The sequence below is a fragment of the Pseudomonas cichorii genome, from assembly GCF_015471405.1.
GTDB classification, from domain to species: domain Bacteria; phylum Pseudomonadota; class Gammaproteobacteria; order Pseudomonadales; family Pseudomonadaceae; genus Aquipseudomonas; species Aquipseudomonas serbiensis.
Map to the genome: position 1 here is coordinate 147,993 of NZ_BLVZ01000005.1, position 22,712 is coordinate 170,704.

Sequence of the window (22,712 nt, forward strand, 5' to 3'; positions counted from 1 at the left end):
CCACTCTCCTCGAAAAATCTTGCCGCCCGCCAAGTCGGCTGCGGCCAATCAATCGTGCAGACGCAAAAAAGCCGGGAATTTCCCGGCTGCCGCATCATACACACGTTTTACCGTACGATCACCCCACCGGGCGGTTTTGCCGCCCGGCGGGTTGATGAATTACGGTTTGGCTTTTTCCAGGAAGCGGAAAAACTCGCTGCCCGGATCAAGCACCATCACGTCACTCTTGCTCGTGAAGCTTTCGCGGTAGGCACGCAGGCTACGGTAGAACGCATAGAACTCCTGGTCCTGACCATAAGCCCTGGAGTAGATCGCAGCAGCCTGGGCATCACCATCACCGCGCGTCTCTTCAGACTCACGATAGGCTTCAGCCAGCAACACGCGACGCTGACGATCGGCATCGGCACGAATACCTTCAGCCAGCTCGTTACCCTTGGCACGATGCTCACGCGCTTCGCGCTCACGCTCAGTGCTCATGCGCTCGAAAACGCTGCGGTTGACTTCCTTGGGCAGGTCAATGGCCTTGACCCGGACATCGATCACTTCGATACCCAGCTCTTTCTCCGCCATCCTGTTCAGGGAACCGGTGATGTCAGCCATCAGCGCGTCACGCTCACCCGACACGACTTCGTGCAGGGTGCGCTTGCCGAACTGGTCACGCAGGCCGGATTCCAGACGACGCGACAGACGCTCATCCGCAATCTGCTTGAGGCCGGAAGTCGCGGTGTAGAAACGCTCCGCATCCTTCACGCGCCACTTGGCGTAGGCATCGACCATGACCGCTTTCTTTTCCAGCGTCAGGAAACGCTGGGTAGGCGCGTCGAGTGTCAGCAGACGACCATCGAACTTGCGCACCTGGTTCATGTAAGGAATCTTCACATGAAGGCCCGGCGGCACATCGGTCTTGACCACACGACCGAATTGCAGCAGAACCGCACGCTCGGTCTGGGACACGATATAGAGGCTGTTCCAGGCAACTATTGCCAGCACCACGCCAACAATAAGGGTGATCAGCGATTTATTGCTCATCAGCGACTCTCCCTGGTACGTACATCGCGCTGCGGGGTATCGGTTCGAGTACCGACATCCGTTCCAGTCGCGGATGGACTACCGGAACCCGAAGTATTTCCGGCACTACCGCCACGACTGCTTTCGATCATCTTGTCGAGCGGCAGGTAAAGCAGGTTGTTCTGACCCTTGTCGCCGGTCACGAGAACCTTGCTGGTGTTGCTGAAGACTTCCTGCATGGTGTCCAGATATAGACGCTGGCGGGTAACTTCAGGTGCCTTGCGGTATTCGGCAACCAGCTTGGTAAAGCGGTCAGCCTCACCCTTGGCGCGGGAAACCACTTCATCGCGATAGCCATTGGCATCTTCGATGATGCGCTGAGCCTGACCACGGGCTTCCGGGATCACGCCATTGGCATAGCTTTCAGCCTGGTTGCGCGCACGCTGCTCGTCTTCACGGGCACGGATCACGTCATCGAAGGCTTCCTGTACTTCACGCGGCGCAGCAGCGCTCTGCACGTTCACCTGAGTAATGGTGATACCGGTGCGATAGGTATCGAGGAATCGTTGCAGACGCTCCTTGATTTCGCTCGCCATCAGCTCACGACCTTCGGTCAGCACCTGGTCCATCGCCGTGGAACCCACGACATGGCGCAGCGCACTTTCGGTGGCGTGTTGCAGGCTGATTTCAGGCTGATCGACGTTCAGCACGAAATCCTGCAGGTTGCTGATCTTGTATTGCACGGTCAGCGGCACTTCGACGATGTTCTCGTCTTCGGTCAGCATCTGCCCCTGCTTGCTGTAGGCACGCTCGCGAGTGACGTTTTCCATGTACTTGCGATCGAACGGCGGGAAATAGATATTCAGACCCGAACCGACGGTTTCGTAGTATTGGCCGAAACGCAGAACGACAGCCTGCTCCTGCTCATCAACGACATAGACAGCGTTGTAAAGCCAGAAAGCGAAAAGCACGACCAGCCCGATGCCCAGCAGGCCGAAGCCACCGCCGCCACCCGAACCACCGCCATTGCCGTCACTGCTGCGTTTCTTACCGCCGCCGAACAACCCATTCAGGCTTTCCTGCAGCTTACGGAAGGCCTCGTCGAGATCAGGTGGTCCCTTGCGGTCGCCGCCACGGCGTTTTCCACCCCAGGGATCTTGATTATTCGAGTTGCCACCCGGCTCATTCCAAGCCATAGCGCTCTCCATCTGATAAAGCAAAGACGCGCCCACGGCGCGCCGACCAATGCTACAGAATGCCCGTTAAAGCCGTACAATGGCTTTACCGCGCTTTTATTGCAAAGTGTGTTGCTCAATGAACTCCAGCGGCTGCTGTCCTTCGCGACTCACCAGACGATTCAATTCAACTCGCGGCAGACGTACTGCCAGAAGACTGGCACCTTCTTCGTCATGCGTCTCGCTCTGCACCGCGCCCAGCTCAAAAAACTGTGCGCGCAGTCGAGCAAAACGCTGAGGCAAACGCAAGGTGCCCACAAACAAATCGTCACCGAGCAACTCGGCTACAGCCTGCTTGAGCAGGTCCAGCCCTCGGCCATCACGGGCAGACAACCAGACACGCTGCGGCTTGCCATCGGCATCGCGTTGTATCTGGGGGTCGACCCCTTCCAGCAAATCGAGTTTGTTATACACCTCAAGGATCGGCAAGCCCTCGGCCCCGATCTCGCCCAGCACCGCCATGACCTGTTCGATCTGCGCCATGCGCTCAGGCTCATGGGAGTCGATGACATGCAGCAGCAGATCCGAGTTGCTTGATTCTTCGAGCGTCGCCCGGAAAGCCTCGACCAGCTTGTGCGGCAGATGGCGAATGAAACCCACGGTATCGGCCAGCACAATCGGCCCCAGGTCATCGAGTTGCAGGCGGCGCAGGGTCGGATCGAGTGTTGCGAACAACTGATCGGCCGCGAAAACCTCGGAATCGGTCACGGCATTGAACAGCGTCGATTTGCCGGCGTTGGTATAGCCCACCAGTGAAACCGAAGGAATATCGGCACGCTTGCGCCCTCTGCGGGCCTGATCTCGCTGACTGCGAACCTTTTCCAGGCGCGCCTTGATCTGCCGCAGGCGAACCCGAAGCAGGCGGCGGTCGGTTTCGAGCTGGGTTTCACCCGGACCACGCAGACCGATACCACCTTTCTGTCGCTCAAGGTGGGTCCAGCCACGAACCAGACGGGTACTCATGTGCTCAAGCTGGGCCAGTTCGACCTGCAGCTTGCCTTCGTGAGTGCGCGCACGTTGCGCGAAGATATCCAGAATCAGACCGGTGCGATCCAGCACGCGACACTCGAAGACACGTTCGAGGTTACGTTCCTGGCTGGGCGTCAGTGTGTGATTGAAAATAACCAGATCGGCCTGCTCGACCTTGACCTGGTCGCGAAGCTCTTCGACCTTGCCAGTGCCAATCAGGTATTTGGCCGATGGCCGATGACGCGGCACGCTGATAAACGCGACGGTATCGGCACCAGCCGATATGGCCAGCTCCTGAAACTCCTGCGGATCTTCGCGCGCCTCAGGGTCCTGACCATCCAAGTGAACGAGAATTGCCCGCTCACCACCACTGTGGCGCTCAAAGAACAAGGCAGACTCCTATCAGGCGTTACCTGGCTCAGCATCACCCGAATCGGAATCGGTAGCGCTAGGCAGGCGAATCGGACGGACAGGAACAACGGTGGAGATGGCGTGCTTGTAGACCATCTGGCTGACAGTGTTTTTCAGCAAGATGACGAACTGGTCAAAAGACTCGATGGTGCCTTGCAGCTTGATGCCGTTTACCAGGTAGATCGAAACCCCTACCTTTTCTTTACGTAAGGTATTCAGGTAAGGGTCTTGTAGCGAATGCCCTTTTGACATGTGCCGCACTCCTTTAAGGATCAATAATAATAAAACGAATTCAATTGGCTTGAACCGCCACCCCCCAAGGATAGACGGCTATTGCAAGGACTCAGCTCAATATGGAGACCGATCCCAGGTATTTCAAGGCGCGTGGCAGATTGTCGCGTGCCAGGCTGTCCAACCAGTGCAAATTCTCCCAACTGCGTAGCCAGGTGAATTGCCGTTTGGCCAGCTGGCGCGTTGCAATGATGCCCCGCTCCTGCATTTCATCCCGTGTCAGCTTTCCATCCAGGTGATCCCAGACCTGGCGATAACCGACAGCTCTTATCGATGGCAACCCCGAATGAAGGTCTCCTCTTGAGCGCAAAGCCAGTACTTCGTCCAGAAACCCCTGATCCAGCATTTGCATAAAGCGTAGCGCGATACGGTCATGTAGCACCTTGCGATCAGCCGGAGCTATCGCAAGACTGGCGACAGTATAGGGCAATTGCTGACGCCCGGACGCTGCGGCTTGAGCAGTTTGCTCAGATTGTTGCTCGCGATGCGCAGTCATGCTCATCCCGCTGACTCGATAAACCTCCAGAGCCCTGATCAGACGCTGCGGATCGTTGGGATGGATTCGTGCCGCCGACACAGGGTCCACAGCGGCCAACTGATCGTGCAACGCCTGCCATCCATGAGCCCTGGCCTGGGCTTCAAGCTCGGCTCTGACCTCTGCATCGGCAGCCGGCATATCCGCCAGCCCGTCCAATAGAGCCTTGAAATACAACATAGTGCCGCCTACCAGCAAAGGAATATTTCCCCGTGCGGTAATTTCGGCCATGGCGGCCAGGGCATCGGTACGAAAATCGGAGGCGCTGTAGCTTTGCGACGGGTCGAGAATATCGATCAGACGATGGGGAAATTCAGCCAGTTGCTCACGGGAAGGCTTCGCTGTGCCGATATCCATGCCGCGATAGACCAGCGCCGAATCGACGCTGATCAGCTCGCAAGGCAGGACTTTAGTCAGCTCGATGGCAAGATCGGTCTTGCCGGCAGCGGTTGGCCCCATGAGGAAGATGGCCGGAGGTAAAGCATTCATTCAACGACCGCGCAGGAATAATTTGTCCAGATCGTCCAGGCCCATCTGAGTCCAGGTTGGTCGACCATGATTGCATTGGCCACTGCGCTCGGTGTTTTCCATGTCGCGCAGCAGAGCGTTCATTTCGGGAATGGCCAGACGGCGATTGGCCCGAACCGCGCCATGACACGCCATGGTGCCCAGCAGTTCGTTGATATGCGCCTGAACCCGGTCGCTGGTGCCGTATTCCATCAGATCGGCCAGCACATCACTGACCAGACGGTTAGCCTCGGCCTGCTTGAGCAACGCTGGAATCTGCCGGATCGCCAGGGTTTCCGGGCCAAGGCGCTGTAACTCGAAGCCCAGGCGCTGGAAGGTCGCAATATGCTCTTCGGCACAATCGGCTTCGCGCTGACTGACCGCCAGCGACTCGGGCACCAGCAACGGCTGCCCGCTCAAGCCTTCACTGGCCATGGCGACTTTCAGGCGTTCATACATGATGCGCTCGTGGGCGGCATGCATGTCCACCAGCACCAGCCCGTGGGCGTTTTCGGCCAGGATGTAAATACCCTTGAGCTGCGCCAGCGCGTAACCCAGTGGCGGAATATCGCTTTGCGACTCGGGCAGTGAAGCCGGCGCAGCCTCGGGCAGCGGTGCGAAAAACTCGCGATAGGCACTTTGCGCCTCAGCCGTAGGCAACGCCGCTGTCGGACGCGGTGAGTACTGATATTGATAGCCGCCACCCGAACCGCCAGACGCCGGTCGCGCATAAGGCTCGCCTTGCGGCTGTTCCAGCACGTTGTTCGCCAGACGCATTTCGCCCTGCGGCCCGAACTCCCCGGCTTGCGGTCCGCTGGGACGCTCGACCACAGGGATCGGCGCACTGGCCAGTTGATCGTCGGGACGAACATCGCCAAGAGCACGGTGCAAGGTGCCGTACAGAAAGTCATGCACCATGCGCCCGTCGCGGAAACGCACCTCATGCTTGGTCGGGTGGACATTGACGTCCACTGCCGCCGGATCAAGCTCGAAAAACAGCACGAACGTCGGATGGCGACCATTGAACAGCACGTCGCGATAGGCCTGCCTAACGGCGTGAGCCACCAGCTTGTCGCGCACGGCACGGCCATTGACGAAGAAATACTGGAGGTCGGCCTGGCTGCGCGAGAAAGTCGGCAAGCCAACCCAACCCCACAGATGCAAGCCGTTGCGCTCGATCTCTATCGGCAGCGCCTGCTCCAGAAAGCCCGGCCCGCAGATTGCCCCGACACGACGCGCCCGCGCCGCTTCGTCATGGGCTTCATGCAGGCTGAGAACGGTCTTGCCGTTATGACGCAGATGGAAAGCGACATCGAAACGCGCCAGCGCCATGCGCTTGATGACTTCCTGCAAATGGTCGAATTCGGTTTTCTCGGCCTTGAGGAACTTGCGGCGGGCGGGGGTATTGAAAAACAGATCACGCACTTCCACCGAAGTACCGACCGGGTGTGCGGCGGGCTGCACTCGCGGCTCCATGTCACGGCCTTCGGTTTCGACCTGCCAGGCCTTGTCGGCATCGCGAGTACGGGAAGTCAGGGTCAGACGCGCCACGGAACTGATCGACGCCAGTGCCTCGCCCCGAAACCCCAGGCTCATGACCCGCTCAAGGTCTTCCAGCTCTCGGATCTTGCTGGTTGCATGTCGCGCCAGCGCCAGCGGCAAGTCATCGGAAGAAATACCACTACCGTCATCACGAACCTTCAGCAGTTTGATACCGGCCTGTTCGACATCGACGTCAATGCGCCGGGCACCGGAATCCAGGCTGTTTTCCAGCAGTTCCTTGATGACCGAGGCCGGGCGCTCGACCACTTCGCCCGCGGCGATCTGGTTGGCCAGCCGAGGGCTGAGCAGTTCGATTCGGGCAGCATTCACTGCTGCATTCACGGCGTCGGATTGATCGCCATCGAGAAGGAGGTCACTCATTATTGCGCCGCGACCTCCGCACTCGGAATGCTCAGATCCTGGCCAATACGCAGCGCATCGGTCTTCAGGTTGTTGGCACTGCGCAAGGTCGCCACGCTCATGTCATAACGGGCAGCCACCATCGCCAGGGTTTCACCGGAACGCACGACATGGGTACGAGGTCCCTGCGCCAGCTTGCCGTTGTCCCGCAGCCAGGCAATATAAGTGCCTTGAGGCGGGTTTTGCTGGAAGAACTGTTTGACGCCCGAGTTGATCGAACGTGCCAATGCTTGCTGGTGAGAAGCGGTGGTCAGCTTGTTCGCTTCGTTGGCGTTGGAAATGAAGCCGGTCTCAACCAGAATCGACGGGATATCCGGGGACTTGAGCACCATGAATCCGGCCTGCTCGACACGGGACTTGTGCAGCGAAGTCACCCGCCCGATATTGCTCAACACCTTCTGCCCGACGTTCAGGCTCGACGACAGCGAAGCCGTCATGGAAAGGTCCAGCAGCACGCCTGCCAGCATCCGGTCCTTGTCGTCGAGACTGACCGCACCGGCACCACCGATCAGGTCGGAACGGTTTTCACTGTCCGCCAGCCAGCGCGCCGTTTCGGAGGTCGCGCCCTTGTCGGACAAGGCAAACACCGAGGCACCGAACGCCGCCTTGGAGGGTGCAGCATCGGCATGAATGGAAACAAACAGGTCAGCGCCCTTGGCCCGAGCGATCTCAGTGCGTTTGCGCAATGGAATGAAATAGTCACCGGTGCGCGTCAGTTCAGCGCGATAGCCCTTTTCACCATTGATCTGGCGCTGCAATTCCTTGGCAATGGACAGCACCACATGTTTCTCTTGCTGCCCGCTGCCGCCCGAGGCTCCGGGGTCTTCACCACCGTGGCCGGCATCGATCACGACCACGATGTCGCGCTTGCCGTTGGGCACGGGTGCCAGCTTGATTTCAGGCTTGGCCGGGCTCACGGGAACAGCCGGTGCGGTATTGGCCACGTTATCCGGGATAGTCGGAGTCGGATTGGCATCGGCAGGATTGTCGAACAGGTCCACCACCAGACGGTTGCCGTATTGCTGGTTGGGAGCCAGAGTAAAGCTCTTGGGCGTGACCACCTTTTTCAGGTCGATGACCACCCGCAGATCAGTCGGGGTGCGTTGAGCCGAACGCATGCTGGTGATAGGCGTATTGGCCGTTGCCACGTTCAGCGGCCCGGCGAGCGTCGCACCGTTGATATCGATGACCAGACGATCAGGCGACGTCAGAGTAAAGACACTGTGCTGGACTGGCCCGGACAGGTCGAAAACCAGCCGGGTGTTATCCGGTGCACGCCATAAGCGGACACTTCGTACTTGCGTAGCAGCCAGCGCTTCGACGGCCACGGCCATCACCAGCAGACCCACTACAGTAACCAGCGCGCGCATGCGCATACCTAACCCCATATCTATTTGAATTCCAACGCCAAAGTGGCACACCAGGTTTCGCCACGCGAGCCTTGCGGGCTCAATGTTACAGACCGACCTTGCTCGTGCGGCCTAATGGTAATGGTCAGGTCAGGCTTTGGCAAAAAGCCCGTGCCGCGCCGAGGCCATTCGATCAGGCAGAGAACATCCCCATCGAAGTAATCCCGCACGCCCATGAACTCAAGTTCCTCTGGGTCAACCAGACGATACAGGTCGAAGTGAAAGGCACGTATCGAGCCGATTTCATAGGGTTCGACCAGCGTGAACGTAGGACTTTTGACTGCGCCGACATGCCCGAGCCCGCGGATGAGGCCCCGGGAAAGCGTGGTCTTGCCTGCACCAAGGTCGCCTTCAAGGAAAATGACGCCCACACCCTGGGTGACCTGACCCAGACGCGAGCCAAAGCCCATCATGGCCTCTTCGCCAGTCAAATGCAGCGTTAACTCAGACACGGTTGTAGCTCCTCCAATAACTGACGAATGGCTGGAATTGTATCGCTTGCCGCCAGCCCGCGACCTGAAACACCGGCCTGTTCTCCGGCGCGGGCATGCAGCCAGACACCGAGACACGCAGCATCGAATGGCGTCATGTGTTGCGCCATCAGCGCGCCGATCAGGCCGGCCAGCACATCGCCCAGGCCTGCGGTGGCCATAGCGGGATGACCGCGATCACACAAGGCAAGGCGTCCATCGACATCGGCAATCAGGCTACCGCTGCCCTTGAGTACACAAACGGTATTGAATTTACGGGCCAGGGCACGAGCCGCCGTCGGGCGATCCGCCTGGACCTCCTGGGTGCCGATCCCCAGAAGCCGCGCAGCCTCACCGGGATGCGGGGTAATGACGCTGTTTTCCGGCAGGCTCACAAAGCCACCCGCCAATTGATTCAAGGCATCGGCATCCCAGACCTGCGGTCGCCCGGCATCAGCCGCTGCCGACAACAGACTGCGCCCCCAACTCGCCTGCCCCAATCCGGGACCGACCACCAGCACAGCGGCTGGCTCGATCAAAGCCAGCAACTGATTGGCTGAGCGAATGGCCGCACTCATGACTTCAGGCATTCTCACCAATGCAGCAGACACATGCTCGCTACGGGTCGCAAGGGTGACCATGCCGGCGCCGCTGCGCAAGGCGCTTTCGGCACTCAGCAAGGCAGCGCCACCAAAACCGTGATCACCGCCGATGACCAGGACACGCCCATACAGGCCTTTGTGAGCTGTCTGGGGACGCGGCGTCAGCGCCGGCAGGTTAAATGTATCCAGGCGTTTCGCGCTGATGGGCGTTTGCGCGACCAGACTTGAGTCAGCCTGCAAATCATCGAAAACCAACTCTCCGACCAGATCCGCCGCATCGCCCGTCAGCAACCCCAGCTTCAACCCTATAAAGGTCACGGTCAGGTCGGCACGTACGGCAACACCCAGGGTGCGCCCGGTATCGGCACTCAAGCCTGACGGGATATCCACCGCCGCGACCGGCAAGCCACTGGCGTTGATCGCATTGATCACTGACAGATAAGGCTCGCGCACCTCGCCGCTCAAGCCTGTGCCGAGCAAGGCATCCAGCACCACACCAGACAGCGGTTGCGCGGACCATGGCTGAATATCGACACCTGTTGCGACAGCCTCACCGTGGGCCGTCGCCGCATCGCCCGCCAGCGCAGCCGGATCACCGACAGCCAGCACCCTCACCCGCCAGCCAGCCTTCCGGGCCAGGGACGCCACCAGATACCCGTCCCCGGCGTTGTTGCCGCGCCCGGTCAGCACTGTCAATTCACCAGCCTGCGGCCACTGCCGACGCACCGCCCGCCAGGTCGCATGGGCGGCGCGCTGCATCAATTCCAGGCCCGGCGTACCCGCAGCGATCAGCCGGGAATCGAGGTCCCGGACCTGCGCAGCGCTGTACAGCGCGTCGGGTAAATGAGGTTTAGTGTCGAACATGCGTATCCGGGCTCCGATGTCTGGCAGAATTATACGCACCTTGGACCCGGTTTCTCTCTGCACATGCCTGCTATTACTGCTGAACTTCCAACCGCCGACGACCTCACCAGCCTTGCGCAATCGATCAAGGAGTGGGGCCGTGAGCTGGGCTTTCAGCAAATCGGTATATCAGGGCTCGACCTGGCAGAGCATGAGCAGCACCTGGAACGCTGGCTCGAAGCGGGCTATCACGGCGAAATGGACTATATGGCAGCCCACGGCAGCAAACGTTCCCACCCGGATGAACTGGTACCGGGCACGTTGCGCGTGGTGTCGCTGCGCATGGACTATCTGCCGGGCGACACCGAAATGGCTCAGCGCCTGACCGAGCCGGAAAAAGCCTACGTCTCGCGTTACGCCCTGGGCCGCGATTACCACAAGCTGGTGCGCAAGCGTGTCCAGCAATTGGCAGAGCGTATCCAGCAGGCTATCGGCCCGTTTGGCTTCAGAGCATTCGTCGACAGCGCACCGGTGCTGGAAAAGGCCATTGCCGAACAGGCCGGGCTGGGCTGGATCGGCAAGAACACATTGGTACTCAATCGCAAGGCAGGCAGTTTTTTCTTCCTCGGCGAGCTGTTCGTGGACTTACCGCTGCCTGTGGATGCACCTCACGCGACCGAACATTGCGGGCGCTGCACGGCCTGTCTGGACATCTGCCCCACCGCTGCATTCGTCGGCCCTTACGTGCTGGATGCCCGGCGTTGCATTTCTTACCTGACCATCGAACTCAAGACGTCCATTCCCGAAGAGCTGCGCCCCCTGATCGGCAACCGGGTATTCGGCTGTGACGACTGCCAGATCGTCTGCCCCTGGAACCGCTTTGCCCGCCCGACAACCCAAAGCGACTTCAAACCACGCCACAACCTGGACAATGCAGGGCTGGCCGAACTCTTCCTCTGGGATGAAGAAAAATTCCTCAGCAATACCGAAGGCTCGCCACTGCGACGTGCCGGTTATGAACGCTGGCTGCGTAATCTGGCAGTAGGACTGGGCAACGCGCCCTCCACCATCCCCGTCCTCCAGGCCCTGGAAGCCCGCCGCGATTACCCGTCAGAGATGGTGCGCGAGCATGTGGAATGGGCACTTGAAAAGCACAAAGCTTCAAGCGGCAAGTTACAAGCTTCAAGCTGAGACGCTTCTAGCTTGTCGCTTGAAGCTTAAAACTTGCAGCTCACAGCTACTGATCCTTATATATGAACTTCGGCATTTCCCATTTGAAGCGGATCGCCAGCAGGCGCAGCAGGAAGCCGCCGAAGAGGGTAATCAGGATGCCTTGCTCGGTTGGCAGTTCCAGATAGCGGCACAGCAGGAAACACCAGGCTGCCAGGAATGACACGCTGGCGTAGAGTTCGCGCCGGAAGATCAGGGGAATGTCGTTGCAGAAGATATCCCGCAGGATGCCGCCGAACACGCCGGTGATAACGCCGCAGACCGCTGCGATCAGCATGCCGTGCCCGGCTTCCAGAGCTGTCATGCAACCAATCAGTGTGAAAGCCACCAACCCCAGGGCATCGAGGACCAGGAACAGCGAGCGCAGATGGCGCATCAAGGGGGCAATGAAGATGGTCACCAGCGCAGCCACGCTGGTCAGGACCAGATATTCCGGGTGCTTGACCCAGGTCAGCGGGTAATGCCCGATCAGTACATCGCGCACCGAGCCGCCGCCCAGCGCGGTGACGCAAGCGATCAGTACCACGCCAAACCAGTCCATGCCGCGACGCCCGGCAGACAAGGCGCCCGTCATGGCTTCAGCCGTGATGGCAATCAGATAAAGCATCAGCAACATGGCGACCACACCTGCGACAAAGGCGCGCAGTCTAACCAGCGGATCAACGCACTGAAAGAGTGCGACGAGGTTTATTCGCCACACTCATGCTGCAATTCATTACTTGATGAAATGCTCGCGATAGAAACGCAGCTCGGCAATCGATTCACGAATATCGTCCAGCGCCAGATGGGTGTTGCCTTTCTTGAAGCGCAGCTCCGGCGACCAGCGTGCAGCCAGCTCCTTGAGCGTGGAAACGTCGAGGTTGCGGTAATGGAAGTAGTTTTCCAGCGCCGACATGTGGCGATACAGAAAGCGGCGGTCCTGACAAATGCTGTTGCCGCAGATTGGCGAGCTGCGCTCCGGGACCCATTGCTTGATGAAGTCCAGGGTCTGCGCTTCGGCTTCGGCCATGCTGATGGTGCTTTCGCGCACCCGCTGGGTCAGGCCCGAGCCACCATGCTGACGGGTATTCCACTCGTCCATCCTGGCCAGCGTTTCATCACTCTGGTGAATGGCAATCACCGGCCCTTCGGCCAAGGTGTTGAGCTCACTGTCGGTGATGATCGTTGCCATTTCGATGATGACATCGGTGTCCGGGTCCAGGCCGGTCATTTCCAGATCGATCCAGATCAGGTTCTGCTTGTTCTGCATGTGTCGACTCCTTGGTGTAGCCGGGCAGTTTAGCTCACCCCGGCATGCTAGACTCCGCCCGATTCAATGTAAGACCCAATCATTCGCTTCATCAACTCGGAACACCCATGGCCAAACGCCAACTCAATCGCCGCCAGAACTGGCGCATCGAAAAGATCCAGGGCGAACGCGCCGCCCGCGCTGCAAAACGCGAGACGCTGGCTCTGGAAACCCTGGAGGGCGGCGACCTCGGCCCTGAGCAGACCGGCCTGGTAATCGCTCACTTCGGGGTCCAGGTTGAAGTCGAAGCCCAGGACGGCGAACAACGCGGCCAGGTTTTCCGCTGCCACTTGCGCGCCAACCTGCCAGCGCTGGTCACCGGCGATCAGGTTGTCTGGCGTGCCGGCAATCAGGGGATCGGCGTTATCGTGGCGCAACTGCCACGCACAACAGAACTCTGCCGTCCCGACACTCGCGGCCAGCTCAAGCCGGTAGCGGCCAACGTCGACCTGATCGTGATTGTCTTCGCGCCGATGCCCGAGCCTCACGCCAACCTGATCGACCGTTATCTGGTTGCAGCCGAACATGCCGGCATTCACCCTTTGCTGCTGCTCAACAAGGCAGACCTGATCGACGAGCAGAACGCTCCGGCGCTCAATGCCTTGCTGGCGGTGTACCGGACACTGGGTTATCCGGTCATGGAAGTGTCGGCGCATCAGGGCGACGGCATGCAACAACTGCAAACCCGCCTCGACGGCCATATCAGCGTATTCGTAGGGCAGTCCGGCGTGGGCAAGTCTTCGCTGGTCAACAGCCTGCTGCCAGAAGTCGAAACACGTGTCGGCCCGCTGTCGGAGCTGTCCGGCCAGGGCACGCACACCACGACCACCGCACGCCTGTTCCACTTCCCCCGTGGCGGCGACCTGATCGACTCACCGGGTATCCGCGAATTCGGTCTGGGCCATGTCAGCCGCGCCGACGTGGAAGCCGGCTTCATCGAGTTCAACGACCTGATCGGCACCTGCCGTTTCCGCGACTGCAAGCATGACCGCGAACCGGGCTGCGCCCTGCTCAAGGCTCTTGAAGATGGCCGCGTACAGCAGCAGCGCATGAACAGTTACCGCTCGATCATTGCCAGCCTGCCGCAAGACAGCTACTGAAACCCATACAAAAACGCCGCGATGATCGCGGCGTTTTTGCATCTGTCAGTTCCTGGCCGGTTCAGCCCGTAACTGTCCTTCCTCGAAGATATTCAGCTTTTGCCGAATTTCATGAGGCTGGGCATAGGCCTGCGGATCGGGTGGCGCAGTCGTGGACGCTCCCGGAGCCGCAGGCGCTGCCGGAGCAGGCTGAGTCTGCGGCGCACCGCCGGTATTCTGATCACCTTCGATACGCTGCTGGGCCTTTTTGGTCAGCACGACAATATCGATACGACGGTTCACAGGGTTGAACGGATGCTCACGGTCATACAGCGCCGAAGAAGCGTATCCCACCACCCGTGCCACTTGCGGATCAGGATAACCACCTGCCACCAGCGCACGACGCGCAGCGTTGGCACGGTTTGCCGAAAGCTCCCAGTTACCGAACTCACCGCTGCCCACATATGGCTTGGCATCGGTGTGACCGCTGATACTGATCTTGTTCGGCACCGTGCGAATGGTGTCGGCCATGGCCAGCAGAATATCCTCGAAATACGGCTTCAGACGCGCACTGCCGGAGTCGAACATAGGCCGGTTATCGGCATCCATGATCTGGATCCGCAAGCCATCCTGAGTGATCTCGAACAGGATCTGGTCCTTGAACTTCTGCAGTTGCGGGTTCTCTTCAACCTTGTTCTGCAGTTCCTGCAACAGCATCTCCAGACGCTCTTGCTCGACCTGCTCGGCCTTGGATTCGGAGGTATCCGACTCGATAGGCACGGTATCCGGGGACGGCGTGGTCTTGACCTCGGGGTTGAGGGTCTGGTTAGGCGACATCTCAGGCGAGCCGCCCAGGTCAATCACATAAGGCGAGCCACTGTCAGTGAAGCCGACCGGGTCCTTGAAGTAACCGGCGACCGCAATCAACTGCTCGGGCGTAGCAGCAGACAGCAGCCACAGCACCAGGAAGAACGCCATCATCGCTGTCGCAAAGTCAGCGAAGGCAATCTTCCAGGCGCCACCGTGGTGTCCGCCACCAAAGCGCTTTACGCGCTTGATGATTATCGGCTGATTATTTTCCATGGCTTAACGACCGCGAACCGCTTGTTCCAGCTCGCTGAAGCTGGGCCGGTGCGCTGGATACAGAACCTTGCGACCGAACTCCACGGCCAGTGAAGGCGGCATGCCGGAAGCCGAAGCCACCAGGGAAGCCTTGATGCATTCGTAGACGTTCATTTCTTCCTTGGCATCGTGAGCCAGGGAAGTGGCCAGCGGGCCGAAGAAGCCATAGGCCGCCAGAATACCGAAGAAAGTACCTACCAGAGCCGCACCTACGTGCATACCGATGGCGGCCTTGTCACCGGAGCCCAGGGAAGCCATGGTGATCACGATACCCAGTACCGCTGCCACGATACCGAAACCGGGCATACCGTCGGCGATACCGGTGACGGCATGGGAAGGGTGCTCAAGCTCTTCCTTCATGCTCAACAATTCCATGTCGAACAGGCCTTCAAGTTCGTGGGGCGCCATGTTGCCCGACGACATGATCCGCAGGTAATCGCAGATGTAGGCCGTCATGCGTGCATCCTTGAGCACGCCAGGGTACTTGGCGAAGATCGGGCTGGAAGCCGGCTCCTCGATATCCCCTTCAATCGCCATCATGCCTTCGCGACGACTCTTGTTGAGGATTTCATAGACCAGCCCCAGCACTTCGAGGTAGTAAGCGTGTGTGAAGCGCGTACCGAACATCTGCAAGGATTTCTTGAAGACGTGCATGGTCATATAGCCAGGGTTGGCCTGGAGGAATGCACCCAGAGCCGCACCACCGATAATCAGCACTTCATAAGGCTGAAACAGTGCTGCGACCTGACCGTGGGATAGAACGTATCCGCCGAGCACGCTCGCGAAAACGACGATGATGCCGATAATTTTAGCCATAGGTAGAAAATACTTATCGAGTCGGGTTCAGGGACATGTGCGGAAACTCTTATTCTACGTATCGGCCTCATTGGTCCAGACTATAGTCAGTTCTTGTTAAAAACCAGTTCGGCCCTTGAACAAGAGCTTGAAAACAGCTGTCCAGCCCCTAAGAATCGCAGCCTGCGCTGCTTAAAAAAATCAGCTGTAAAGGCCTTCCAATGTCGACCGCAAGCTCTGTGAAGCACTCGATACCCAAAACACTCGATGCCTGGATCAGGCATCTGGATGCCGTGGACCTGCCCATCCCGGTGGTGAACCACAATCATGTGCGCGAAGCTCTGAAAGACAGCCGCCGCTCGCTGCGCGACATCGCCGACATGATGCAGGAAAGCCCGGAACTGGTATTGAGCGTGCTGCGTGAAGCCAACCACAAGAGCCATGGCATGGTGGAACCGGCTGAAAGCCTTGAGATTGCAATCAACCGCCTGGGACTGGCACGTACCGAAGTCCTGCTCGGTCGCCTGCCCGCCAGGGAACCCCAGGACATACCGGCCGCCTTCCGCCAGTTGATCCTTATCAGCCAGCATGCCACGCAACAGGCCAACGGCCTGTTCGCCAGCCGGCTTGCGCGCCTGTGGCAGGACATTCATCTGGGCAGCCTGCTGTTTCTGTCGCCGCTGTGGCCCATGGCACTCGCGCACCCCAAACTTCTGGAGGACTGGGAAGTGCGGGTCATTCACAAAGGCGAGCCCAGCCGTGTGGTCGAGAAGGAGCTGTTCGGCGTCAGCCTGCTGGACCTGTGCCTGGCGCTGGCCGAGTTCTGGCGCCTGCCGGTCTGGGTGACCCGCGGCTATAAAGTGCTGATCAACGAGCGACGTGAGCTGGTCAAGGCCCTGCACATCGCCCGAGAAGATCACGACCCGTTGCGCCAGCAACAACTGATGGATGCCGATCCGAACCTGCGCCGCTGGCTGAATCAACCGGCCAATACCGTGCTGCTGGGCAATGGCGTGGCGCTGTCTGCCCAGCAGGCGTGGAACAGCCCTCATTGCCTGCGCTGGGAGCGACTCGCAAGCCTTTATCTGCAACAGCCACTGGATGAAGTTCAGCAACAGATCCACCAGAACGCCGCCAGCAGTGCCCGCGTGCATTCGGAAGCAGATCTGTGGCATCCGGCCGAATCGCTGATCTGGCCCTGGGATGCCCGGCGCATCAGGCGTGACAACGAGATCGCTCCACCACCGACGGCCGACGCGCTGCAACAATGGCGCAAGCAGTGTGCCGAACTGCTGGTCGAACCCACGCCATTCATCAATTCCATCCACCTGACCACGACCGCTCGCGACACGTTGATGTCCTGCGGCATGCAGCGGGTCATGCTGCTGATGGCGGACAAGACAGGCAGCGTGCTGCGCGTGCATCTGGCTGGTGGCCTGCCGCAAGAAGTCTCGGGCCTGCAGTTCTCCATAAAAGAAAGCACGCTCCTGCAACGCTTGATGACGCAGCCGACCCAGTTGCGGATCACCCCGACCAACCTCGCACAGTTTTCTGCACTGCTGCCCGCAGCCCTGAAAGGCATCTTCAAAGGAGAGCACTGGCTGATCCGCTCGCTGGGTAACAACGGCAGAGTCCTGCTGCTGGTGGTCGCCGACCAGGGAGGCGGTCCATTGTCGGAAATATCCGTTCAGGCATTCGGAAAAACCGCGCAATGTATTGAACGATCACTGGCCATCTTTAGCCAACGCAAAGCCTGAGGCCTGGCGTACAATTCGCACTTTCTCTTTATCGGAGGCTGCAAATGTCCGTCTTCACTGGTTTGCCGTTGGTCATCGAGCCACAAGATCTGCTTGAGCGCCTTGACGCCCCGCAACTGATCCTCGTCGATCTGACCAGCAGCGCCCGTTACGAGGCTGGTCATATCCGCGGCGCCCGCTTCGTCGATCCCAAGCGTACCCAACTGGGCCAGCCACCTGCGCCTGGCCTGCTGCCAGCCTATGGGGATCTCGAAAGACTGTTCAGCGAACTCGGCCACAATCCGGACGCCGTCTATGTGGTCTATGACGACGAAGGCGGTGGCTGGGCCGGACGCTTCATCTGGCTACTGGATGTCATCGGCCACACCCGTTACCACTATCTGGACGGCGGCCTGCTGGCCTGGGAAGCGCAGTCACTGCCGCTGACCACCGATGTGCCTGCGGCTGCAAGCACTCCCGTCACCCTGACCCTGCATGGCGAACCCACGGCAACCCGCGAATACGTGCAGTCGCGCCTCGGTGCCGCCGATCTGGCGATCTGGGATGCACGTGGTCCGACCGAATATTCAGGGGAAAAGGTTGTGGCAGCCCGAGGCGGTCATATCCCTGGCGCAGTCAACTTTGAGTGGACTGCCGGCATGGACAAGACCCGCAACCTGCGTATCCGCCAGGACATGCCGCAGATTCTGGAAAACCTGGGCATCACCGCCGACAAGGAAGTGATCACCCATTGCCAGACCCACCACCGCTCAGGCTTCACTTACCTGATCGCCAAGGCACTCGGTTATCCACGGGTCAAGGCTTATGCCGGATCCTGGGGTGAATGGGGCAATCATCCAGACACCCCGATCGAGAAGTGAGATCAACTCCAAACGAGTCGGCACCTCCATCAAGCTTTAGGAATATAAATGAAAGAGCGTCTGTTCATCCTTAGTCAGCACCTGCTGCCTCACCATTTTCTGTCTCGCCTGGCTGGCTATGTTGCCGAATGCCGAGTGAGCTGGTTCAAGAATGCTTTCACTGCCTGGTTTGCGCGCCGCTATCAGGTGGACATGTCTCAGGCCCTGGTCGAAGACCTCACCGCCTACGAGCACTTCAACGACTTCTTCACCCGCGCCCTGAAACCCGGCGCTCGCCCTCTGGACACCACTCCCGGCGCAATCCTCTGCCCAGCCGACGGTGCCATCAGCCAGCTGGGGACTATCGAGCATGGCCGCATCTTCCAGGCCAAAGGTCACAGCTTCAGCGCACTTGAGCTGCTGGGCGGCGATCCGAAACTCTCCGCGCCGTTCATGGGCGGCCAGTTTGCGACTGTCTATCTGTCGCCCAAGGACTACCATCGCGTACACATGCCGCTGGCCGGAACCCTGCGCGAAATGGTCTACGTGCCAGGCCGCCTCTTTTCGGTAAACCAGACTACAGCCGAGAATGTTCCAGAACTGTTCGCCCGTAACGAGCGCGTGGTCTGCCTGTTCGACACCGAGCGCGGCCCGATGGCCGTAGTACTGGTCGGCGCAATGATCGTTGCATCGGTCGAAACAGTCTGGGCCGGGCTGGTCACGCCACCCAAGCGCGAACTGAAGACCGTGAGCTACGACGAAGCGGCACGTGCGCCTATCCACCTGGAAAAAGGCGCAGAAATGGGCCGCTTCAAACTGGGCTCGACCGCTATCGTGCTGTTTGGCCCGGATCAGGTTAAGTGGGCCGAGGAACTGACCGCCGGTTCCAAGGTGCAAATGGGACAAGCCATGGCAACTGCGACTCAGGCCTGAACATTGCGATGACCTGAAGGTACAAGCTCGTCGGAGTTTGTGCCTTCAGGCTTGTGCTCTCAGGAAAGCAGGCAAATACTGGCATCAGGCCACAAAAGCTGCGAGAACGTGTCGATGCTGTTAAAGTCGCGCTATCGGTGCTGCAGGAGGCAGCGCACTTTAATTGGCGCATACGCGATACATCTCAATGCGAAGATGTCTGAAGTTCGTCAACAAAAGCCACCGTTCGGGCCTGTGGAGTAGCTGGAGTTTGCCTGTCACATGAGTAATTTGAGCTTACCTCTGTTGTTGCGTGCCCCCACGCCAACACAGTCGAGCCTGTCATTCTGTGAACCCAATCCCCGCGACTTGAAACGCTGGATCTCCAGCCTGCCCAAAGCAAACATCGGCGAAATGGCCCGCCAGCTCTATCAAGGGCTGTCCGAACTCAACCAGTTGATGACTCCCGGCGAAAACCGCCTGCAATTGCTGGAGCTGCTGCGCCCGGAAGTCTATTTCGTCTGCAGCCATCTGGAACGGCACTTTCTCAATCAGGCCATCGTGCTCGATGAGCGTCCGCGCAAGGTCGCCAACCTCTGCCAGGCCCTGCAGAATCATCTGGCAACCGGTTACAAACAGATCATCCAGAGTGTGGCGGCGCGCTACAGCAAGGAACAAGCTGCCTTGCTCACCACCGCGCTGCAACGCGCCATGCATGCGCTCAACGGCCCGCTGATCCGCGCCAGCCAGTTGTATTGCCCGGTTCAGGACGGTCTGTGGCTTGAGCTGCACCATATCTATCAGATCGCACGCCAGTACCAGTTGCACACCACGCCGGTGAACGAACCGCTGGGCACCCACACTCGCACCCTGAGCGTCGAACAGACCTATGCCGTCGCATTGCTGATGGGCTGCTCACGCAGCAATCAGATGCGCCAGTTGAATATCGGCAAGATGGCGGAATCACTGGAAGTATGGAGCGCGATGGTCACGCTACAGTCGCCTGCCGATGAAAACAGCCTGTTCGCGCTGGACCCTGCGTCCGATAAGCCACCGATGTACCGCACCCTGTTCGCCGAAGAGCAACTGCCCAAGCTTCTTGGGATAAACTCACGCGCGCTGGCCGATGCGATCAACAGATACCTGGGACTGCCTGCCGATCAGCGCTCGCAGTCAAAACTGCTTATCCCGCCTCGCGTCACCACCGATCTGCTGCAACATCTGGCAGCGGCCTGGGGCGATGTAGCCGAGCGCACCTTTCAGCGCACCGTAGGCCAGGGCACGCTGAAGCTGTGCATCGGCATGAGCGCCCTGCACTATTACGTCGGCGGGCAGAAATCGTTCACCGAACAATTGCTGCTGCCTGCCGCGGCCAGCGTTGCGGATTTCAGCCTCAAGGTGGTCAACGATAACGCCGACGATCCGTGGTCGAACGCCTTCGATACCCATCGCGGCAACACCTCGTCGGTCTTGCTGCCCTTCGAGGAAATCGAATATCAGTCAGCGGAGGGCGACAGTGAGTCAGCCTCCAATGCCCAGAATATCTTTGCGACTTTCGAGCTGAACATCGTCAACCACAGCCCAGGCGGCTATTGCCTGGCATGGCCCAAGGACGTCCCGCCACAATTACAGGCTGGCGAACTGGTGGGGATTCAGGATGATGCCGGTCAGGGCTGGAGCATCGCCATCGTGCGCTGGGTCCGACAGGTGCGCAGCGGCGGCACCCAGATGGGTATCGAATTGATCGCCCCGTTTGCCCAGCCTTGTGGCATGCAGTTGATACGTGAAGAACAGAACAGCCAGTACCTGCGTACCCTGATGCTTCCGGAAGTCCGCGCCATGGGCAAGCCGCCGACAGTTCTGGCTCCACGCCTGCCGTTTCAGGAAGGCAGCCAGGTGATGATCAACGTCAACGGCGAAGAACGTCGCGCAGCGCTGAGCAACCGGCACATCAGCAGCGCCAGCTATAACCAGTTCGAGTACAAGATCTACGATGCGCCCAAGGCGACGGAAAGCGAGAAACCGAAGCCGGGGCAGGAATTCGATTCGTTGTGGAGTTCGCTGTAGCCGTCGCAACCCTTCAGAGGATTACGACAGCCACACAGGACGGGCTTATCAGCCTCGCCCCTCACGGTCGCGGAAGCCCAGCAGGTAGAGAACGCCGTCCAGCCCCAAAGTCGAGATCGCCTGTCTGGCAGACTGCTTGACCAACGGCTTGGCACGGAACGCCACCCCAAGACCGGCAATCGCCAGCATCGGCAAGTCATTGGCGCCATCACCCACCGCGATGGTCTGCTCCAGACTCAAACCTTCCTTGTTCGCCAGCTCACGCAGCAGATCGGCCTTGCGTTGCGCATCGACAATCGGCTCGACGGCCACGCCCGTCACCTTGCCGTCGACCACCTCAAGCTCGTTGGCAAACACATAGTCGATGCCCAGCTTCGCCTGCAACTGCTTGGCAAAGTAAGTGAAGCCGCCGGAGAGAATCGCCGTCTTGTAGCCCAGGCGCTTGAGTTCGGCAAACAAGGTTTCAGCGCCTTCGGTCAGACGCAGCGACGCACCGATTTCATCCAGCACGTTCACATCCAGCCCCTTGAGCAAAGCCAGGCGCTCCTTGAAGCTGGCACGGAAATCCAGCTCGCCACGCATGGCGCGCTCGGTGATTTCCGAGACCTGCTCACCGACGCCAGCCGCCTTGGCCAGTTCATCGATGACTTCGGCTTCGATCAGGGTCGAATCCATGTCGAACACGGCCAGACGGCGGTTACGACGGAACAGCGAATCCTGCTGGAACGCGATATCGACGTTCAAGTCCTGAGCCACACTGAGGAACTCGGCCTGCATGGCCTTGGGGTCAGCAGGCTCGCCGCGCACGGAGAACTCGATGCAGCCTTTGCCCTTGTCAGCCGGGGTGTCGAGGGGCATGCGCCCGGACAGGCGATCGATATGGTCGATATTCAGCCCGTATTTCGCAGTGATCGAACTGACGCATTGCAACTGCTCGGCAGTGACCTTGCGCGTCAGCAGGGTCACGATATGCCGTGCCTTGCCTTGCCCGTCGACCCATTGCTGATAATCCTCTTCGGACACCGCAGTGAAACGTACCTGTTGATCGAGCTTGTAGGCCGTGAACAGGATGTCCTTGAGGACGGAAGAACCCTGTTCGGTATCCGGGATTTCGACCAGGATGCCAAACGACAAGGTGTCATGGATCACCGCCTGACCAATATCGAGGATGTTCACGCCCCCCTGGGCAAGAACGCCAGTGATGGCCGCAGTGAGACCCGGACGGTCGACACCAGTGATGTTAATCAGGACGATTTCGCGCAAGGCGCACCCCAGCAGTGGAAAAAAACCGCATTCTAACCACTTTCTGTGACCGCCGGGCACAGCCAGCGCTTTGCCGCTACTGGGACGGTCGTTATACTGCGCGCAACTTCACCGAAAG

Annotated in this window: 20 protein-coding genes; 6 read left to right on the forward strand and 14 right to left on the reverse strand. The window is 59.4% G+C overall.

Translation table 11 applies throughout. The annotated features are described in order from the left end of the window. Nucleotides 1-159 precede the first annotated feature (159 nt). The 9 genes from hflC to JL015_RS08860 form a co-directional block, all read right to left on the reverse strand. Nucleotides 160-1,029, reverse strand: coding sequence for a protease modulator HflC (hflC, locus tag JL015_RS08820; RefSeq protein WP_201018189.1), 870 nt, complete (start codon nucleotides 1,027-1,029; stop codon nucleotides 160-162). Beyond that, complete coding sequence (gene hflK, locus JL015_RS08825; protein WP_201001770.1) at nucleotides 1,029-2,204, reverse strand: FtsH protease activity modulator HflK; 1,176 nt, start codon at nucleotides 2,202-2,204, stop codon at nucleotides 1,029-1,031. The genes hflC and hflK overlap by 1 nt, the downstream gene beginning before the upstream one ends. 96 nt (nucleotides 2,205-2,300) lie before the next feature. After that, complete coding sequence (hflX, locus tag JL015_RS08830) at nucleotides 2,301-3,602, reverse strand: ribosome rescue GTPase HflX (protein WP_201001769.1); 1,302 nt, start codon at nucleotides 3,600-3,602, stop codon at nucleotides 2,301-2,303. A 12-nt stretch (nucleotides 3,603-3,614) separates the two neighbouring features. Next, the gene (gene hfq, locus JL015_RS08835; protein ID WP_025258296.1) at nucleotides 3,615-3,875 is read right to left on the reverse strand and encodes an RNA chaperone Hfq; all 261 of its coding nucleotides are present in this window, start codon (nucleotides 3,873-3,875) and stop codon (nucleotides 3,615-3,617) included. Nucleotides 3,876-3,966: 91 nt separating this feature from the next. After that, on the reverse strand, nucleotides 3,967-4,938 hold the full coding sequence (gene miaA, locus JL015_RS08840; protein WP_201018190.1) for a tRNA (adenosine(37)-N6)-dimethylallyltransferase MiaA: 972 nt from the start codon (nucleotides 4,936-4,938) through the stop codon (nucleotides 3,967-3,969). Then, nucleotides 4,939-6,879, reverse strand: a complete 1,941-nt coding sequence (gene mutL / locus JL015_RS08845) for a DNA mismatch repair endonuclease MutL (RefSeq protein ID WP_236250191.1) — start codon at nucleotides 6,877-6,879, stop codon at nucleotides 4,939-4,941. After that, nucleotides 6,879-8,306, reverse strand: coding sequence for an N-acetylmuramoyl-L-alanine amidase (locus tag JL015_RS08850; RefSeq protein ID WP_201001767.1), 1,428 nt, complete (start codon nucleotides 8,304-8,306; stop codon nucleotides 6,879-6,881). Before JL015_RS08850 ends, mutL begins: the two co-directional genes overlap by 1 nt. 2 nt (nucleotides 8,307-8,308) lie before the next feature. Next, entirely contained in the window at nucleotides 8,309-8,779 is a 471-nt protein-coding gene (gene tsaE, locus JL015_RS08855; protein ID WP_201018191.1) for a tRNA (adenosine(37)-N6)-threonylcarbamoyltransferase complex ATPase subunit type 1 TsaE, read from the reverse strand. Then, entirely contained in the window at nucleotides 8,767-10,263 is a 1,497-nt protein-coding gene (locus JL015_RS08860) for an NAD(P)H-hydrate dehydratase (protein ID WP_201018192.1), read from the reverse strand. Before JL015_RS08860 ends, tsaE begins: the two co-directional genes overlap by 13 nt. A gap of 63 nt (nucleotides 10,264-10,326) precedes the next feature. Between JL015_RS08860 and queG the strand changes: the two genes are divergently transcribed. Beyond that, nucleotides 10,327-11,433 (forward strand): tRNA epoxyqueuosine(34) reductase QueG, encoded by a 1,107-nt coding sequence (gene queG / locus JL015_RS08865; RefSeq protein ID WP_201018193.1) that lies wholly within the window; start codon nucleotides 10,327-10,329, stop codon nucleotides 11,431-11,433. A gap of 46 nt (nucleotides 11,434-11,479) precedes the next feature. On the opposite strand, the gene JL015_RS08870 is transcribed toward queG, so the two are convergent. Then, complete coding sequence (locus JL015_RS08870) at nucleotides 11,480-12,088, reverse strand: trimeric intracellular cation channel family protein (RefSeq protein WP_201018194.1); 609 nt, start codon at nucleotides 12,086-12,088, stop codon at nucleotides 11,480-11,482. Nucleotides 12,089-12,187: 99 nt separating this feature from the next. Further along, the gene (gene orn / locus JL015_RS08875) at nucleotides 12,188-12,721 is read right to left on the reverse strand and encodes an oligoribonuclease (protein WP_201001762.1); all 534 of its coding nucleotides are present in this window, start codon (nucleotides 12,719-12,721) and stop codon (nucleotides 12,188-12,190) included. Between the two features lie 107 nt (nucleotides 12,722-12,828). On the opposite strand from orn, the gene rsgA reads away from it, so the two are divergent. Beyond that, on the forward strand, nucleotides 12,829-13,860 hold the full coding sequence (gene rsgA / locus JL015_RS08880; protein ID WP_201001761.1) for a small ribosomal subunit biogenesis GTPase RsgA: 1,032 nt from the start codon (nucleotides 12,829-12,831) through the stop codon (nucleotides 13,858-13,860). Between the two features lie 45 nt (nucleotides 13,861-13,905). Here the strand turns inward: rsgA and motB are convergent, their stop codons facing one another. Both motB and motA read right to left on the reverse strand, forming a co-directional pair. Next, the gene (motB, locus tag JL015_RS08885; protein WP_201018195.1) at nucleotides 13,906-14,922 is read right to left on the reverse strand and encodes a flagellar motor protein MotB; all 1,017 of its coding nucleotides are present in this window, start codon (nucleotides 14,920-14,922) and stop codon (nucleotides 13,906-13,908) included. A 3-nt stretch (nucleotides 14,923-14,925) separates the two neighbouring features. After that, nucleotides 14,926-15,777 (reverse strand): flagellar motor stator protein MotA, encoded by an 852-nt coding sequence (gene motA, locus JL015_RS08890; RefSeq protein ID WP_025258287.1) that lies wholly within the window; start codon nucleotides 15,775-15,777, stop codon nucleotides 14,926-14,928. Between the two features lie 200 nt (nucleotides 15,778-15,977). On the opposite strand from motA, the gene JL015_RS08895 reads away from it, so the two are divergent. From JL015_RS08895 to JL015_RS08910, 4 genes are all read left to right on the forward strand, one after another. Then, nucleotides 15,978-17,513: an HDOD domain-containing protein gene (locus tag JL015_RS08895; RefSeq protein WP_201018196.1), complete on the forward strand. Its 1,536-nt coding sequence runs from the start codon at nucleotides 15,978-15,980 to the stop codon at nucleotides 17,511-17,513. 44 nt (nucleotides 17,514-17,557) lie between these two features. Then, the gene (locus tag JL015_RS08900; RefSeq protein WP_201018197.1) at nucleotides 17,558-18,373 is read left to right on the forward strand and encodes a rhodanese-like domain-containing protein; all 816 of its coding nucleotides are present in this window, start codon (nucleotides 17,558-17,560) and stop codon (nucleotides 18,371-18,373) included. A 48-nt stretch (nucleotides 18,374-18,421) separates the two neighbouring features. Continuing rightward, the gene (gene asd / locus JL015_RS08905; RefSeq protein WP_201018198.1) at nucleotides 18,422-19,285 is read left to right on the forward strand and encodes an archaetidylserine decarboxylase; all 864 of its coding nucleotides are present in this window, start codon (nucleotides 18,422-18,424) and stop codon (nucleotides 19,283-19,285) included. Nucleotides 19,286-19,546: 261 nt separating this feature from the next. Next, nucleotides 19,547-21,331, forward strand: coding sequence for a molecular chaperone (locus tag JL015_RS08910; RefSeq protein ID WP_201018199.1), 1,785 nt, complete (start codon nucleotides 19,547-19,549; stop codon nucleotides 21,329-21,331). A gap of 48 nt (nucleotides 21,332-21,379) precedes the next feature. Here the strand turns inward: JL015_RS08910 and serB are convergent, their stop codons facing one another. Further along, the gene (gene serB, locus JL015_RS08915; RefSeq protein ID WP_201018200.1) at nucleotides 21,380-22,594 is read right to left on the reverse strand and encodes a phosphoserine phosphatase SerB; all 1,215 of its coding nucleotides are present in this window, start codon (nucleotides 22,592-22,594) and stop codon (nucleotides 21,380-21,382) included. Between the last annotated feature and the right edge of the window lie 118 nt (nucleotides 22,595-22,712).

What these genes read in the sequence shown, in the direction of transcription:
- hflC (WP_201018189.1), bottom strand. Translation starts at nt 1,029, where the DNA reads ATGAGCAATAAATCGCTGATCACCCTTATTGTTGGCGTGGTGCTGGCA.
- hflK (WP_201001770.1), bottom strand. Translation starts at nt 2,204, where the DNA reads ATGGCTTGGAATGAGCCGGGTGGCAACTCGAATAATCAAGATCCCTGG.
- hfq (WP_025258296.1), bottom strand. Translation starts at nt 3,875, where the DNA reads ATGTCAAAAGGGCATTCGCTACAAGACCCTTACCTGAATACCTTACGT.
- miaA (WP_201018190.1), bottom strand. Translation starts at nt 4,938, where the DNA reads ATGAATGCTTTACCTCCGGCCATCTTCCTCATGGGGCCAACCGCTGCC.
- mutL (WP_236250191.1), bottom strand. Translation starts at nt 6,879, where the DNA reads ATGAGTGACCTCCTTCTCGATGGCGATCAATCCGACGCCGTGAATGCA.
- JL015_RS08850 (WP_201001767.1), bottom strand. Translation starts at nt 8,306, where the DNA reads ATGGGGTTAGGTATGCGCATGCGCGCGCTGGTTACTGTAGTGGGTCTG.
- JL015_RS08860 (WP_201018192.1), bottom strand. Translation starts at nt 10,263, where the DNA reads ATGTTCGACACTAAACCTCATTTACCCGACGCGCTGTACAGCGCTGCG.
- queG (WP_201018193.1), top strand. Translation starts at nt 10,327, where the DNA reads ATGCCTGCTATTACTGCTGAACTTCCAACCGCCGACGACCTCACCAGC.
- JL015_RS08870 (WP_201018194.1), bottom strand. Translation starts at nt 12,088, where the DNA reads ATGTTGCTGATGCTTTATCTGATTGCCATCACGGCTGAAGCCATGACG.
- orn (WP_201001762.1), bottom strand. Translation starts at nt 12,721, where the DNA reads ATGCAGAACAAGCAGAACCTGATCTGGATCGATCTGGAAATGACCGGC.
- rsgA (WP_201001761.1), top strand. Translation starts at nt 12,829, where the DNA reads ATGGCCAAACGCCAACTCAATCGCCGCCAGAACTGGCGCATCGAAAAG.
- motB (WP_201018195.1), bottom strand. Translation starts at nt 14,922, where the DNA reads ATGGAAAATAATCAGCCGATAATCATCAAGCGCGTAAAGCGCTTTGGT.
- motA (WP_025258287.1), bottom strand. Translation starts at nt 15,777, where the DNA reads ATGGCTAAAATTATCGGCATCATCGTCGTTTTCGCGAGCGTGCTCGGC.
- JL015_RS08895 (WP_201018196.1), top strand. Translation starts at nt 15,978, where the DNA reads ATGTCGACCGCAAGCTCTGTGAAGCACTCGATACCCAAAACACTCGAT.
- JL015_RS08900 (WP_201018197.1), top strand. Translation starts at nt 17,558, where the DNA reads ATGTCCGTCTTCACTGGTTTGCCGTTGGTCATCGAGCCACAAGATCTG.
- asd (WP_201018198.1), top strand. Translation starts at nt 18,422, where the DNA reads ATGAAAGAGCGTCTGTTCATCCTTAGTCAGCACCTGCTGCCTCACCAT.
- JL015_RS08910 (WP_201018199.1), top strand. Translation starts at nt 19,547, where the DNA reads ATGAGTAATTTGAGCTTACCTCTGTTGTTGCGTGCCCCCACGCCAACA.